An 11,971-nucleotide genomic window follows, 5' to 3' on the forward strand; every position below is an offset into this window, starting at 1 on the left:
GAGGATATCAAGGTGGCACGTTCTATAAGAAAGGGTCCGTTTATCGATCACCATTTAATTAAGAAGGTTGAAGCGGCGATCGAATCTAAGTCTAAGAAACCAATTAAAACTTGGTCCCGGCGCTCAACGATTGTACCTGAGATGATTGATTTAACAATCGCGGTACATAATGGTAAAGATCATGTTCCAGTCTATATCACTGACAATATGGTTGGCCATAAATTAGGTGAGTTTGCCATGACTCGTACATTCAAAGGTCATTCTGGCGACAGAAAGGCTAAAGGTAAGTAAGAGGCAATGATGGAAGTAACAGCAAAATTAAAAAATGCACCGCTTTCTGCCCAAAAGGGCAGATTGATCGCTGATATGATTCGCAAGATGGACGTTTCTAACGCAATTGACGTTTTGAAATTTACTCCCAAGAAGGGTGCGCACCTAATGCTAAAATTATTGGAATCTGCAATTGCTAGTGCAGAAAACAATAATGGTGCAGATATTGACGAATTAAAAGTTGGTGCAGTGTGTGTAGATGAGGCGGCAACACTCAAAAGAATTAGTCCACGAGCTAAAGGTCGTGCTAATCGTATCTGTAAGCGTACCTGCCACATCACAATTAAAGTATCTGACGAGGAATAGCAATGGGACAGAAAGTAAACCCTATAGGTATCAGATTAGGTATCGTTCAAGATTGGAATTCCAAATGGTATGCTAGTAAAAACTATGCTCAACTCCTCAATGAAGATATCAATCTACGTAAACATCTTAAGAAAAAGCTTATGGCAGCTGCGGTCAGTAAGATTCGTATTGACCGACCAGCCAGTAATGCAGTTGTTACTATTCATACTGCTAGACCAGGTGTCATCATTGGAAAGAAAGGTGGTGGCATTGAAGCATTAAGAAGTGAAATTGCTTCTAAGTTGGGTGTTCCAGTTCACTTGAACATCGAAGAAGTGCGTAAGCCAGAATTAGATTCAACTTTGGTCGCAGAAGGTATTGCTCAACAGCTAGAACAGCGTGTGATGTTTAGACGTGCTATGAAGAGAGCAGTAACTTCAGCAATGAAGGCTGGTGCAAAAGGAATTAAAATTTGTGTGAGTGGTAGACTTGGTGGTGCTGAAATTGCTCGAAGTGAATGGTACCGCGAAGGCCGAGTTCCTCTACATACTTTCCGTGCCGATGTTGATTATGGTACTGCCGAAGCAAAAACAACCTATGGAATCATAGGTGTTAAAGTATGGATCTTCAAAGGGGAAGTGCTTCCTCAGAAGAATCGAAATACTGAAAGTGGTAAGTAAGTGAGGAATTACAATCATGTTACAGCCAAAACGTACGAAATATCGTAAACAAATGAAAGGCCGCAACCGCGGTTTGGCTCAAAGAGGTTCTAAGGTTAGCTTTGGGGAGTTTGGATTAAAAGCTCTTGAAAGAGGGCGCTTGACTGCTCGACAGATCGAAGCTGCGCGACGTGCTATGACTCGTCATATTAAGCGTGGTGGAAAAATTTGGATTCGAGTTTTCCCAGATAAGCCAATTACTCAAAAGCCTCTTGAAGTCCGTCAAGGTAAAGGTAAAGGTAGTGTTGAATATTGGGTTGCTCAAATTCAACCTGGTAAAGTTTTATTTGAAATGGAAGGTGTTAGCAGAGAATTGGCTATGGAAGCATTTGATTTAGCCAAGGCGAAGCTTCCTTTCAAAGTAATATTTGAAGAGCGCAAGGTGATGTGATGAAAGACATTAAAGAGTTAAGAGATTTAACAACCGATGAATTGCAGACCGAGCTACTCTCCCTTCGCAAAGAACAGTTTAACTTGCGCATGAAAAAAGCTAATGGCTCTTTAGATAAGACTCATCTTATTACTAAAGTTAGAAAATCTATTGCTCAAGTTAAAACAATTATGACTCAGAAGGTAGGAAAGCGTCATGACTAATAGTAGTGAAACCAACGCCAGAACCATCGTCGGAAAAGTCGTTAGCGATAAAATGCAAAAGACTATTGTTGTCATGGTTGAGCGTACAGTGAAACATCCGAAATACGGAAAAATCATGAAACGTAGAACTAAACTACATGCTCATGATGAAAATCAAATTGGTAAAATTGGAAATATTGTAAGAATTCGCGAATCTCGACCACTCTCTAAAATGAAAAGTTGGGTATTAGTTGAAGTAATTTCCTGATATTCATTTTGATTACTTTTAAATTACTAAGAGGCCTGATATAATCAGCAGCCTTTTTCTGGTCGAATTTAGAGCTGGAGAATAAAATGATACAAATGCAGACTGTGCTCGATGTTGCAGACAACAGCGGAGCGCGAAAAGTGATGTGTATCAAAGTGCTTGGTGGATCACATAGACGGTATGCCCGTATTGGTGATGTTATTAAAGTAAGCATTAAAGATGCAATACCACGTAGCAAAGTAAAAAAAGGTGCAGTAATGAAAGCTGTCGTTGTTAGAACTAGTCAAGGCGTTCGTCGCGACGATGGTTCTCTCATTCGTTTTGATGGTAATGCTGCTGTTCTTTTAAACAACCAAAATGAGCCTATAGGTACACGTATATTCGGCCCTGTAACTCGTGAGCTAAGAGAGCGGTTTATGAAAATCATTTCTCTTGCTGCTGAAGTATTGTGAGAAGGATTAGTTATGAAGCGTATTAGATCAGGCGATACAGTAATTATTATCGCCGGTAAGAGTAAAGGTCATGTAGGCAAGGTAACCAAAGTTTACGCTGATGGCGTTGTTGTAGAAGGCGGTAACATGATTAAAAAACATGTTAAGCCAAATCCACAATTGAACCAGCAAGGTGGAATTATTTCACGCGAGGCACCTGTCCATGTATCAAATGTTGCCATGTACAATCCCGTATCTAAAAAAGCAGATAAAGTTGGATTTAAATACCTCGAAAAAGATGGCAATAAATACAAAGTTCGTTATTTTAAATCAAATAACGAAATTATTGATCTTGTCTGATTAGGTGACTGAAATGGCTAGACTTAAAGATTTTTATAAAAAAGATGTAGTTCCAATGATGGTAAAACGATTTGGCTACAAAAGTGTAATGGAAGTTCCCAAGATTCTAAAAATAACTTTGAATATGGGAGTTGGTGAAGCGGTTGGTGATAAAAAGGTTATGAACCATGCGCTTGAGGATATGACTTTAATTGCTGGACAAAAACCTGTTGTCACTAAAGCTAAAAAGTCTTTGGCTGGGTTTAAAATTCGTGAAGGATGGCCGATTGGATGTAAAGTAACTCTGCGACGTGAGCGTATGTATGAGTTTCTAGACCGTCTAATTACTATTGCTCTCCCTCGAGTACGTGATTTTCGTGGATTAAACCCTAAGTCATTCGATGGTACAGGTAACTATAGTATGGGAATTCATGAACAATTGGTTTTCCCTGAAATTGATTTTGACAAGACTGATGGCATCCGCGGTTTAGATATTTGTATCACTACAAGTGCAAAAACCAATGAAGAAGCGAAGGCCTTGTTAGAAGCGTTCAACCTGCCTTTGAAAGACAGAGATAAACACTAAAAAAGGGTAATACTGTGGCTAAAAAATCAATGCTCGCACGCGAACGTAAAAGAGCTAAACTTGTCGCGAAATATAAAGAGCGTAGAAACGAATTAAAAGTTTTGATTAAGTCGTCTACTGATTTTGATGAAATTATGGAAGCACAGGCTAAATTGTCTAAGCTTCCGATTAATTCTAATCCAGTGCGACACAGCACTCGTTGCCAGCAATGTGGGCGGCCGCATGCGGTATATCGCAAATTTGGCCTTTGCAGGATTTGCTTAAGACAGCAGCTAATGACCGGTAATGTTACTGGTGGTCGCAAATCCAGCTGGTAAATTTTATTCTATGGAGAACAACTGTGAGTATGCATGATCCTGTTGCTGACATGTTGACTAGAATTCGTAATGGTCAGCAAGCTAAACATCAGAGCGTAACCCTGAATTCATCTAAGTTGAAAGAAGAAATAGCTAGGGTTTTAAAAGAAGAAGGTTACATATTAGATTATAATGTGCAACTTCTTGAAAATAATATTAAATCTATTACGTTACAATTAAAGTACTATCATGGTAAACCTGTAATTGAGCGTATTTTGCGTATTAGTCGCCCTGGTTTAAGAGTTTATAAATCATTTAAAGATTTGCCTTCAATTCCTGGTTTTGGTGTTGCCATTCTTTCTACCTCAAAAGGGGTAATGACTCATGTTGCAGCTAAAAGACAAGGTGTTGGTGGTGAAATTCTTTGTGAAGTGGCCTAATACTTGAGAGGAATGATATGTCTAGAGTAGCAAAAGCCCCAATTAATTTGCCTGCAAACGTTGAGCTTACCATCGGAAAAGATACTTTAACCGTAAAGGGCCCAAAAGGTTCACTAGTTCAGCACTATAATAAGCTGGTAAATGTTAGCAAAAGTGAAGATAGCAATAATAAGATAGAGTTTAAACCTGCTTCTAACGATCCTAATGCTTGGGCACATGCAGGAACTGTCCGCGCTTTAGTAAATAATATGGTTAAAGGTGTAACCAACGGTTTTGATGTTACGTTAGAACTGGTAGGTGTAGGATATCGTGCTCAAGCTAATAATAAAGCAATTACTTTATCCTTAGGCTTTTCTCATCCAATAGAATACGCCTTGCCTCAAGGTGTTACTGCAGAAACGCCAAATAACACAACCATTATAATCCGTGGTATTGACAAACAATTGTTAGGGCAAGTTGCCTCTGAAATCCGTGGATTTAGACCACCTGAGCCTTATAAAGGCAAGGGCATTCGTTATGCTGGTGAAATTATTATTCGTAAAGAAGCCAAAAAGAAATAAGGTGTAAGAGATGAAGAATAAAGAGCAGGCCCGTATACGACGTGGTTTAAAGGCGAAAGCTATTCATCGCCGTAATCCCGAGAAAGCAAGACTTGTCGTGCATAGAAGTGGTACTCACATCTATTCTCAAATCGTTGTGCGTGGTGAAAAAGGTGACGTAGTCATTGTTTGTTCATCTACGATGGATAAAGAGCTTAAGTCAAAGCTTTCAGGAACCAAAGTAGAGCAAGCCCAGCAAGTTGGTAAATTGTTAGGTGAACGAGCCAAGGCTAAAAATATAGATGAAGTTTCTTTTGATCGTTCAGGTTTTAAATACCACGGTAGAGTGAAAGCTTTGGCCGATGGCGCTCGAGAAGCTGGGTTGAATTTTTAAGGAACGGTTATGGCAGCATTTGATGAAATTCAAAAGAGTGACGGATACCAAGAAAAATTAGTATCTGTAACACGTACAGCCAAAGTAGTAAAAGGTGGTCGTGTTTTTGGCTTTGCCGTGCTAGTAGTAGTTGGTGATGGTAAAGGTAAAGTTGGGTTTGGTCGTGGTAAAGCTAGAGAAGTGCCGATTGCAATTCAAAAGGCAATGGATCAAGCAAGAAAGAATATGACTTATATTCCTTTAGCAGGTACTACCATTCATCACGAAATTACTTGGAACTACGGCGCTTCAAAAGTATTTATGAAACCTGCGAGTGAAGGTACAGGAATTATTGCTGGCGGTGCTATGCGAGCTGTGCTTGAAGTATTGGGCGTTCAAAATATTTTGGCGAAAAGTATTGGTTCTACCAACCCAAGCAATATTGTGCGTGCCACAATTAATGCGCTTACTAACATCGGAACTCCTGATTATGTAGCAGCTAAGCGTGGTAAAACAGTTGCAGAAGTAATGGCGGAATAATAATGAGCAAAAAAATCAAAATTACTTTGGTGAAGAGCGTCATTGGACGTAAGCCAAAGCACATTGAAATAGTTAAACAACTTGGCTTAGGCAAGTTAAACAGCAGTGTAGTTCAACAAGACAATCCTGCAATAAGAGGATTGGTTAATATTGTTAATTACCTGGTGCAAGTTGAGGAGTGTGCATAATGAATTTGAATACACTATCTCCAGATCCCGGTTCACGTCCAGGAAAAAAGCGCCTTGGTAGAGGAATTGGTTCTGGTTTAGGTAAAACTTGTGGTAAAGGGCATAAAGGTCAAAAGGCTCGCGCAGGTGGATTCCATAAAATTAATTTCGAAGGCGGGCAAATGCCAATTCAACGTCGTCTTCCTAAAATGGGTTTTAAATCACGAACTGCACGTACTGTTGATCAAATTACCTTGGGTGAATTGGCAACAATAAAAGCAGAAAGTATTGATCTTCAAGCATTGAAAGATTCTGGTTTGATTAATAAGTCCATTAAAGAAGTGAAGGTTATTCTTTCTGGCGAAATTAATGCTCCTCTGAAATTAAAGGGCTTGCGTGTAACTAAAGGTGCACGTGCAGCAATTGAACAGGCTGGCGGCAGTATTGAAGAGTGACTATGAATAACCAGAGGCAAACATCAGGCCAATCCCGCGGTGGATTGGCGGAACTAAAATCAAGGTTGTTATTTGTCATAATAGGCATATTAGTCTATCGTTTAGGCGCACATATTCCTGTTCCTGGTTTAGATCCACAGAAATTGGCTAATTTTTTTGGCGAGCAGCAAAATACTATATTTGGCTTGTTCAATATGTTTTCTGGTGGCGCTTTATCACGGGTAACTGTTTTTGCAATTGGAATCATGCCCTATATTTCTGCATCTATTATTATTCAATTATTTTCTGTTGTTTCTCCAAAATTGGAGCAATTGAAAAAAGAAGGTGAATCTGGACGCAGAAAAATTAACCAGTATACTCGCTACTTGACGCTGATCCTCGCTATTTTTCAATCTTTAGGTATGGCAAGATGGCTTGCAGGACAGCAAATAGCTTTGCATGCTGACATATTCTTTTACTTTACCGCTGTTGTTACTCTGGTTACAGGAACAATGTTCCTCATGTGGCTTGGAGAGCAAATTACTGAAAAGGGCGTTGGTAATGGGATATCCCTGATTATATTTTCAGGAATAGTTTCCAGTATGCCTCATGCAATTGCATCTGTATTTCAGCAAGTAAAAGAAGGCCAAATGCAAGCTCTCACCCTATTATTAGTAGGTGTGATTGTAGTATTGGTTACTGGTTTTGTTGTTTTTATGGAAAGAGCGCAGCGCCGCATAAGAGTTAATTATGCTCAGCGTACACACGGCCGAAAAGTCTATGCAGCTCAAACTAGCCATTTACCTTTAAAAATTAATATGTCAGGGGTAATACCGCCAATTTTTGCATCAAGCATTATATTATTGCCGGCGACTCTGGCACAGTTTTTTGCCAAAGGTAAAGGGATGGATTGGTTAGCTGATATTGGTATGGCACTTTCTCCAGGGCAACCACTTTATTTAATTATTTATGCCATTGCAATTTTGTTCTTTGCTTTCTTTTATGCGGCCTTAGTGTTTAATCCTAAAGATACCGCTGATAATTTGAAGAAATCGGGGGCTTATATTCCTGGTATTCGTCCCGGTGAGCAAACGACTCGTTATATTGATTCGGTTATGACACGCCTAACTTTGGTTGGTGCTATATACTTAGTGTTAGTGTGCTTGTTACCGCAGATTTTAATGTATACCTGGCATGTGCCTTTTTATTTTGGTGGAACTTCGCTGTTAATCATTGTTGTTGTTATTATGGATTTTGTTGCTCAAGTGCAAGCGCATCTTATGACTCAACAATATGATTCGTTGATGAAAAAAGCCAATTTTAGAGGGACCAAGTTGCCTGGTCTTTTATGATTATTATCGGAGTTTTTAATGAAAGTTAGAGCATCAGTAAAACGACTCTGTCGTAACTGTAAAATTATTAAGCGTAATGGAACTATTCGCGTTATATGCAAAGATGCACGGCATAAGCAAAAGCAAGGATAAAATCCTTGCTTGATTTTAGTTCATTATAATAGTATTCTTCTGTCCCTTTCTGACAGAGCAAAAAATAACGTTCGGAGAGACTAATGGCTCGTATTGCAGGTGTTAACATACCGGATCACAAACATATCGTGATAGCCCTTACATCGATTTATGGAATTGGCAAGACAACAGCAATTAAATTATGTGAAGCTGTAGGTATTGAGACAGCAACAAAGGTATCTCAATTATCTGAAGAAAAACTCGAAGCTTTGCGTACTGAGATTGCTAAAATGACCGTTGAGGGAGATTTACGCCGTGCGATTAATATGAATATTAAGCGCCTCATGGATCTTGGTTGCTATCGCGGTCTTCGTCACCGTCGTGGCTTGCCATTGCGTGGACAACGTACAAAGACTAATGCGCGTACGCGTAAAGGTCGACGTAAAGCTAGCAATATCTAATTATATGTAGGAAAACAAGATGAATAAGGCAAAGCAGCAAAAATCAAGAAAGAAGGTAAAGCGAATAGTATCTGATGGTATTGTACATGTTCACGCTTCTTTTAATAATACCATCGTTACTTTCACTGACCGCCAAGGTAATGCATTATGCTGGGCTACTGCCGGTGGTTCTGGTTTCCGTGGTTCAAGAAAAAGTACCCCTTATGCGGCGCAGGTTGCTACTGAAAGAGCAGCTGTTGTTGCAAAAGAATACGGTGTGAAATCTGTAGCAGTATTAATTGATGGTCCTGGACCAGGTCGTGAATCTACCATTCGCGAGCTGATCGCACAGGATTTTAAAATTGTAGAAATAACCGATGTAACTGGCATACCTCATAATGGATGTAAGCCACCTAAAAAACGTCGTGTATAAGTTCAGGAGTTTTTAATGGCTAGATACCTTGGTCCAAAATGTAAGTTGTCACGCAGAGAGGGCACTGATTTATTCTTAAAGAGTGGTGTTCGAGACCATAAATCAAAGTGTAAATCTGAAAAGCTTCCAGGTCAGCATGGTGCTAACAAGCCTCGTCTAAGTGACTATGGTGTTCAGTTGCGCGAAAAGCAAAAAATTAGACGTCTCTATGGGGTTCTTGAAAAGCAATTCCATAATTATTATAAGAAAGCCGCTAGACAACCAGGGTCTACTGGTGAGAATTTAATGGTTCTTCTAGAAAGACGTCTTGATAATGTTGTTTACAGAATGGGATTTGCCAGTACTCGTGCAGAAGCTAGACAATTAGTTGCTCATAAAGCAGTATTGGTTAATGATGGAGTTGTAAATATTCCATCTTATTTAGTGAAGCCAGGCGATGTTGTTTCAATTCGTCAAAAAGCAAAAGGTCAAGGCCGAATTCAAGCTGCTGTTGCACTTTCTGAGCAACGTGCCTCTTGTGATTGGTTAACTGTTGATGCAAGTACTTTTAAAGGTACTTTTACATCTTCGCCTACACTGAATGATTTATCATCCTATTATAACGTTAATTTAGTTGTAGAACTTTACTCTAAGTAAGCTCGGGAGACAAACCGAATGGACATACATGAAATGATGACGCCATCTGTGCTTAAAGTAGATGCTAAGTCGCCTTACCACTCACGCGTTGTTCTTGAGCCTTTAGAGCGTGGATACGGTCATACCCTAGGTAATGCGTTAAGACGTATTCTCTTATCATCTATGCCAGGTTATGCAATTACCGAAGTAGCTATTGATGGTGTGTTGCATGAATACAGCACAATTGAGGGTGTACAAGAAGATGTAGTAGATATCCTCTTAAACTTGAAACAGGTTGCTATCAAGCTTACTACCGGAAAAGAAGCAGTTTTAACCTTAAGTAAGCAAGGTCCATGTCAGGTTACTGCAGGTGATATTCAATTGACTCATGGCCAGGAAATTGTTAATCCTGAATTGGTCATTGCCACGTTGAATGAAAACGGCAAGTTGAATATGACTTTAAAGGTAGAAAAGGGTGTTGGGTTCCATTCAACAGATTCTTTCATCAGAAGTTTTGATGAAGAAATTGAACAAAAATCTGTTGGAAAATTAAAACTCGACAATACTTTTTCACCTGTCAAAAAAGTTGCCTATTTTGTTGATAGTGCTCGGGTAGAAAATCGAACAGACTTGGACAAGTTAACTATTGATTTAGAGACTGATGGTACGCTTGATCCAGAAGAAGCGATCCGTATTTCTGCCTCTATTTTGCAGCGTCAGCTACATGCCTTTGTTGACATGAAGTTTGAAGAGTCACGTGCTGATAATAAAGAGCGAAATGATTTTGATCCTATTTTGCTAAGACCTGTTGACGATTTAGAACTTACCGTTCGATCTGCAAACTGTCTAAAAGCAGAAAACATTTATTATATTGGTGATCTGGTTCAAAAGACTGAAAATGAATTGTTAAAGACACCAAATCTAGGTAAAAAATCTCTCACCGAAATTAAAGACGTACTTGCTTCACGCTCTTTATCTTTGGGAATGAAGCTTGAGAATTGGCCGCCAGCAAATCTTGGCGAGTAATATTTAGGAGTTTGTCATGCGTCACCGTAATTCAGGCCGTAGTTTTAGCCGTACAAGTAGCCATAGAAAAGCAATGTTTTCAAATATGTGTACATCGCTTATTGAGCATGAATTAATTAAAACAACATTGCCAAAAGCTAAAGAGCTACGTCGCTACATTGAGCCTTTGATCACTGTTAGTAAGAAAGATTCTGTCGCCACAAGACGCTATGTATTTGATAGATTGCGTTCCAAAAGTGCTGTAGGTAAATTATTTACCACTTTAGGCCCACGCTATGTCGAGCGTCCAGGTGGTTATGTTAGAGTCTTAAAATGCGGTTATCGTCCCGGAGACAATGCTCCTATGGCGATCGTTGAATTGGTCGACAGGCCTGTAGAAGAAGCTACTGAAGAGTAATCTTTGTCGCTAAAAGACCCGCTGATGCGGGTTTTTTTTTATCTTGGCACGAATTTGTGAGGCAATATTCGCGTCGTTCTAATGGAATTGTAAACGCGACAAGAGATGCAATTACGCTACATCATGGGCAGTCTTTGCCAAGTGGCCAACATCTACTCGAACAAAAATTGAGTCACCAATTGCCGTTAGTGTATCGCCAGCATAAACTTCGCATAATACACGAGTCTTACGCTCAACGTTACCCTCGACCCGTGCTTTGAGTGTTAGTAGAATGCCCATTGGTGTTGGTTTAATATATTTAATGCCAAGAGAGCCCGTTACACAGTCAATGCGTGGTAGAGTATCCACTTCCCTGTCTTCAGTACGATAATGATTTGCCATTGCTGTCCAGTTCGAATGACAATCGATGAGACAACTGATCAATCCACCATAGACAAGCGATGGCCAACCCGTATAACGCACATCTGGCATATGCTTTGCGATGACGTGTATATTGTCATCATCCCAATAACTTTTAATTTGCAGGCCATGCTCGTTTTTTGAGCCGCAGCCAAAACAGATACCCTCCGGTGCAGCAAGATCTTGCAAAGCGGATTTCTTTATTTCCAATTGTTAATTTCCATTATGCGCATGTATATCAATATTAAATATATAGAGATTTTTAGAATATCTATTGTTTCGAATAAAAAAGCCATCAATATCTTTATATGTAATGATGGCTTAGTTTATTGGCTCAATGAATAAAGACAAATCAATTATTCTTCATCAATCTCTTTATATACATTTAGAACGGAATATCATCATCCAACTCATCAAACGCTTCTTGTGCAGTTTGGGTTGCTTGTGGTTTACGATTCATTGGCTGAGCCATTGGTGCCGCCGCTGCTGCAGACATTTCGTCAAAACTCGAGGAACCAGATTTAGCGTCAAGCATTTGTATGTCTGTCGCTACGATTTCGGTAGTATAACGATCTTGGCCTTGTTGATCTTGCCATTTTCTAGTGCGCAAACTGCCTTCGACGTAGAGTTTTGAACCTTTACGAACATATTCACCCGCGATCTCACCTAAACGATTAAAGCATACGACACGATGCCATTCTGTACGCTCTTGCTTATCCCCAGTTTGTTTGTCTTTCCATGTTTCACTAGTCGCTAGTGATATTGTTGTGACTGCATTGCCATTAGGCATATACCTGACATCGGGATCTACACCAACATTGCCTATTAAAATTACCTTGTTAATGCCACGAGCCATTGTTTTTCTCCTGTATGCGATA

The 11,971-nt window shown here is 39.6% G+C and carries 25 protein-coding genes; 23 read left to right on the forward strand and 2 right to left on the reverse strand.

Annotation, left to right across the window (positions count from 1 at the left end; all coding sequences use genetic code 11):
* Positions 1 to 12 precede the first annotated feature (12 nt).
* From rpsS to rplQ, 23 genes are all read left to right on the forward strand, one after another.
* Positions 13 to 291 (forward strand): 30S ribosomal protein S19, encoded by a 279-nt coding sequence (rpsS, locus tag LHA_RS01570; RefSeq protein ID WP_045104978.1) that lies wholly within the window; start codon positions 13 to 15, stop codon positions 289 to 291.
* 9 nt (positions 292 to 300) lie between these two features.
* Positions 301 to 636 (forward strand): 50S ribosomal protein L22, encoded by a 336-nt coding sequence (rplV, locus tag LHA_RS01575; RefSeq protein WP_045104979.1) that lies wholly within the window; start codon positions 301 to 303, stop codon positions 634 to 636.
* Between the two features lie 2 nt (positions 637 to 638).
* Positions 639 to 1,295 (forward strand): 30S ribosomal protein S3, encoded by a 657-nt coding sequence (gene rpsC, locus LHA_RS01580; protein WP_045104980.1) that lies wholly within the window; start codon positions 639 to 641, stop codon positions 1,293 to 1,295.
* 16 nt (positions 1,296 to 1,311) lie between these two features.
* Positions 1,312 to 1,725, forward strand: a complete 414-nt coding sequence (rplP, locus tag LHA_RS01585; protein WP_045104981.1) for a 50S ribosomal protein L16 — start codon at positions 1,312 to 1,314, stop codon at positions 1,723 to 1,725.
* A complete protein-coding gene (rpmC, locus tag LHA_RS01590) occupies positions 1,725 to 1,928 on the forward strand; it encodes a 50S ribosomal protein L29 (RefSeq protein ID WP_045104982.1) in 204 nt (67 codons plus the stop codon). The genes rplP and rpmC overlap by 1 nt, the downstream gene beginning before the upstream one ends.
* Positions 1,921 to 2,175 carry a 30S ribosomal protein S17 gene (rpsQ, locus tag LHA_RS01595; RefSeq protein ID WP_045104983.1) on the forward strand — a complete coding sequence of 85 codons (255 nt, stop codon included), beginning with the start codon at positions 1,921 to 1,923 and terminating at the stop codon, positions 2,173 to 2,175. Before rpmC ends, rpsQ begins: the two co-directional genes overlap by 8 nt.
* 86 nt (positions 2,176 to 2,261) lie before the next feature.
* Positions 2,262 to 2,627: a 50S ribosomal protein L14 gene (rplN, locus tag LHA_RS01600; protein ID WP_045104984.1), complete on the forward strand. Its 366-nt coding sequence runs from the start codon at positions 2,262 to 2,264 to the stop codon at positions 2,625 to 2,627.
* Positions 2,628 to 2,639: 12 nt separating this feature from the next.
* Positions 2,640 to 2,966: a 50S ribosomal protein L24 gene (rplX, locus tag LHA_RS01605; RefSeq protein ID WP_045104985.1), complete on the forward strand. Its 327-nt coding sequence runs from the start codon at positions 2,640 to 2,642 to the stop codon at positions 2,964 to 2,966.
* Between the two features lie 13 nt (positions 2,967 to 2,979).
* Complete coding sequence (rplE, locus tag LHA_RS01610) at positions 2,980 to 3,531, forward strand: 50S ribosomal protein L5 (RefSeq protein ID WP_045104986.1); 552 nt, start codon at positions 2,980 to 2,982, stop codon at positions 3,529 to 3,531.
* A gap of 14 nt (positions 3,532 to 3,545) precedes the next feature.
* Positions 3,546 to 3,848, forward strand: coding sequence for a 30S ribosomal protein S14 (gene rpsN / locus LHA_RS01615; RefSeq protein ID WP_045104987.1), 303 nt, complete (start codon positions 3,546 to 3,548; stop codon positions 3,846 to 3,848).
* A gap of 29 nt (positions 3,849 to 3,877) precedes the next feature.
* A complete protein-coding gene (rpsH, locus tag LHA_RS01620; RefSeq protein ID WP_197541153.1) occupies positions 3,878 to 4,267 on the forward strand; it encodes a 30S ribosomal protein S8 in 390 nt (129 codons plus the stop codon).
* A 17-nt stretch (positions 4,268 to 4,284) separates the two neighbouring features.
* A complete protein-coding gene (gene rplF, locus LHA_RS01625) occupies positions 4,285 to 4,827 on the forward strand; it encodes a 50S ribosomal protein L6 (protein WP_045104989.1) in 543 nt (180 codons plus the stop codon).
* 10 nt (positions 4,828 to 4,837) lie between these two features.
* On the forward strand, positions 4,838 to 5,200 hold the full coding sequence (gene rplR, locus LHA_RS01630) for a 50S ribosomal protein L18 (RefSeq protein ID WP_045104990.1): 363 nt from the start codon (positions 4,838 to 4,840) through the stop codon (positions 5,198 to 5,200).
* 9 nt (positions 5,201 to 5,209) lie between these two features.
* Complete coding sequence (rpsE, locus tag LHA_RS01635) at positions 5,210 to 5,719, forward strand: 30S ribosomal protein S5 (RefSeq protein ID WP_045104991.1); 510 nt, start codon at positions 5,210 to 5,212, stop codon at positions 5,717 to 5,719.
* Positions 5,720 to 5,721: 2 nt separating this feature from the next.
* Positions 5,722 to 5,907 (forward strand): 50S ribosomal protein L30, encoded by a 186-nt coding sequence (gene rpmD, locus LHA_RS01640; RefSeq protein ID WP_045104992.1) that lies wholly within the window; start codon positions 5,722 to 5,724, stop codon positions 5,905 to 5,907.
* A complete protein-coding gene (gene rplO / locus LHA_RS01645) occupies positions 5,907 to 6,341 on the forward strand; it encodes a 50S ribosomal protein L15 (protein ID WP_045104993.1) in 435 nt (144 codons plus the stop codon). The genes rpmD and rplO overlap by 1 nt, the downstream gene beginning before the upstream one ends.
* A gap of 2 nt (positions 6,342 to 6,343) precedes the next feature.
* Positions 6,344 to 7,672, forward strand: a complete 1,329-nt coding sequence (gene secY, locus LHA_RS01650; RefSeq protein WP_045104994.1) for a preprotein translocase subunit SecY — start codon at positions 6,344 to 6,346, stop codon at positions 7,670 to 7,672.
* Positions 7,673 to 7,690: 18 nt separating this feature from the next.
* A complete protein-coding gene (rpmJ, locus tag LHA_RS16425; protein WP_081778074.1) occupies positions 7,691 to 7,804 on the forward strand; it encodes a 50S ribosomal protein L36 in 114 nt (37 codons plus the stop codon).
* Positions 7,805 to 7,887: 83 nt separating this feature from the next.
* Positions 7,888 to 8,244: a 30S ribosomal protein S13 gene (gene rpsM / locus LHA_RS01655; RefSeq protein WP_045104995.1), complete on the forward strand. Its 357-nt coding sequence runs from the start codon at positions 7,888 to 7,890 to the stop codon at positions 8,242 to 8,244.
* A gap of 19 nt (positions 8,245 to 8,263) precedes the next feature.
* Positions 8,264 to 8,656 (forward strand): 30S ribosomal protein S11, encoded by a 393-nt coding sequence (rpsK, locus tag LHA_RS01660; RefSeq protein WP_045104996.1) that lies wholly within the window; start codon positions 8,264 to 8,266, stop codon positions 8,654 to 8,656.
* Between the two features lie 15 nt (positions 8,657 to 8,671).
* Entirely contained in the window at positions 8,672 to 9,292 is a 621-nt protein-coding gene (gene rpsD / locus LHA_RS01665) for a 30S ribosomal protein S4 (protein ID WP_045104997.1), read from the forward strand.
* Positions 9,293 to 9,310: 18 nt separating this feature from the next.
* Positions 9,311 to 10,297, forward strand: a complete 987-nt coding sequence (locus tag LHA_RS01670) for a DNA-directed RNA polymerase subunit alpha (protein WP_045104998.1) — start codon at positions 9,311 to 9,313, stop codon at positions 10,295 to 10,297.
* A 16-nt stretch (positions 10,298 to 10,313) separates the two neighbouring features.
* Positions 10,314 to 10,694, forward strand: coding sequence for a 50S ribosomal protein L17 (gene rplQ / locus LHA_RS01675; RefSeq protein WP_045104999.1), 381 nt, complete (start codon positions 10,314 to 10,316; stop codon positions 10,692 to 10,694).
* A 111-nt stretch (positions 10,695 to 10,805) separates the two neighbouring features.
* On the opposite strand, the gene LHA_RS01680 is transcribed toward rplQ, so the two are convergent.
* Complete coding sequence (locus tag LHA_RS01680; protein ID WP_045105000.1) at positions 10,806 to 11,303, reverse strand: PaaI family thioesterase; 498 nt, start codon at positions 11,301 to 11,303, stop codon at positions 10,806 to 10,808.
* Positions 11,304 to 11,478: 175 nt separating this feature from the next.
* On the reverse strand, positions 11,479 to 11,949 hold the full coding sequence (gene ssb / locus LHA_RS01685) for a single-stranded DNA-binding protein (protein WP_045105001.1): 471 nt from the start codon (positions 11,947 to 11,949) through the stop codon (positions 11,479 to 11,481).
* Between the last annotated feature and the right edge of the window lie 22 nt (positions 11,950 to 11,971).

Origin of the sequence: Legionella hackeliae (genome assembly GCF_000953655.1) — a bacterium.
Classification (GTDB): Bacteria; Pseudomonadota; Gammaproteobacteria; order Legionellales; family Legionellaceae; genus Tatlockia; species Tatlockia hackeliae.

What these genes read in the sequence shown, in the direction of transcription:
- rplV (WP_045104979.1), top strand. Translation starts at nt 301, where the DNA reads ATGGAAGTAACAGCAAAATTAAAAAATGCACCGCTTTCTGCCCAAAAG.
- rpsC (WP_045104980.1), top strand. Translation starts at nt 639, where the DNA reads ATGGGACAGAAAGTAAACCCTATAGGTATCAGATTAGGTATCGTTCAA.
- rplP (WP_045104981.1), top strand. Translation starts at nt 1,312, where the DNA reads ATGTTACAGCCAAAACGTACGAAATATCGTAAACAAATGAAAGGCCGC.
- rpmC (WP_045104982.1), top strand. Translation starts at nt 1,725, where the DNA reads ATGAAAGACATTAAAGAGTTAAGAGATTTAACAACCGATGAATTGCAG.
- rpsQ (WP_045104983.1), top strand. Translation starts at nt 1,921, where the DNA reads ATGACTAATAGTAGTGAAACCAACGCCAGAACCATCGTCGGAAAAGTC.
- rplN (WP_045104984.1), top strand. Translation starts at nt 2,262, where the DNA reads ATGATACAAATGCAGACTGTGCTCGATGTTGCAGACAACAGCGGAGCG.
- rplX (WP_045104985.1), top strand. Translation starts at nt 2,640, where the DNA reads ATGAAGCGTATTAGATCAGGCGATACAGTAATTATTATCGCCGGTAAG.
- rplE (WP_045104986.1), top strand. Translation starts at nt 2,980, where the DNA reads ATGGCTAGACTTAAAGATTTTTATAAAAAAGATGTAGTTCCAATGATG.
- rpsH (WP_197541153.1), top strand. Translation starts at nt 3,878, where the DNA reads ATGCATGATCCTGTTGCTGACATGTTGACTAGAATTCGTAATGGTCAG.
- rplF (WP_045104989.1), top strand. Translation starts at nt 4,285, where the DNA reads ATGTCTAGAGTAGCAAAAGCCCCAATTAATTTGCCTGCAAACGTTGAG.
- rplR (WP_045104990.1), top strand. Translation starts at nt 4,838, where the DNA reads ATGAAGAATAAAGAGCAGGCCCGTATACGACGTGGTTTAAAGGCGAAA.
- rpsE (WP_045104991.1), top strand. Translation starts at nt 5,210, where the DNA reads ATGGCAGCATTTGATGAAATTCAAAAGAGTGACGGATACCAAGAAAAA.
- rpmD (WP_045104992.1), top strand. Translation starts at nt 5,722, where the DNA reads ATGAGCAAAAAAATCAAAATTACTTTGGTGAAGAGCGTCATTGGACGT.
- rplO (WP_045104993.1), top strand. Translation starts at nt 5,907, where the DNA reads ATGAATTTGAATACACTATCTCCAGATCCCGGTTCACGTCCAGGAAAA.
- secY (WP_045104994.1), top strand. Translation starts at nt 6,344, where the DNA reads ATGAATAACCAGAGGCAAACATCAGGCCAATCCCGCGGTGGATTGGCG.
- rpmJ (WP_081778074.1), top strand. Translation starts at nt 7,691, where the DNA reads ATGAAAGTTAGAGCATCAGTAAAACGACTCTGTCGTAACTGTAAAATT.
- rpsM (WP_045104995.1), top strand. Translation starts at nt 7,888, where the DNA reads ATGGCTCGTATTGCAGGTGTTAACATACCGGATCACAAACATATCGTG.
- rpsK (WP_045104996.1), top strand. Translation starts at nt 8,264, where the DNA reads ATGAATAAGGCAAAGCAGCAAAAATCAAGAAAGAAGGTAAAGCGAATA.
- rpsD (WP_045104997.1), top strand. Translation starts at nt 8,672, where the DNA reads ATGGCTAGATACCTTGGTCCAAAATGTAAGTTGTCACGCAGAGAGGGC.
- LHA_RS01670 (WP_045104998.1), top strand. Translation starts at nt 9,311, where the DNA reads ATGGACATACATGAAATGATGACGCCATCTGTGCTTAAAGTAGATGCT.
- rplQ (WP_045104999.1), top strand. Translation starts at nt 10,314, where the DNA reads ATGCGTCACCGTAATTCAGGCCGTAGTTTTAGCCGTACAAGTAGCCAT.
- ssb (WP_045105001.1), bottom strand. Translation starts at nt 11,949, where the DNA reads ATGGCTCGTGGCATTAACAAGGTAATTTTAATAGGCAATGTTGGTGTA.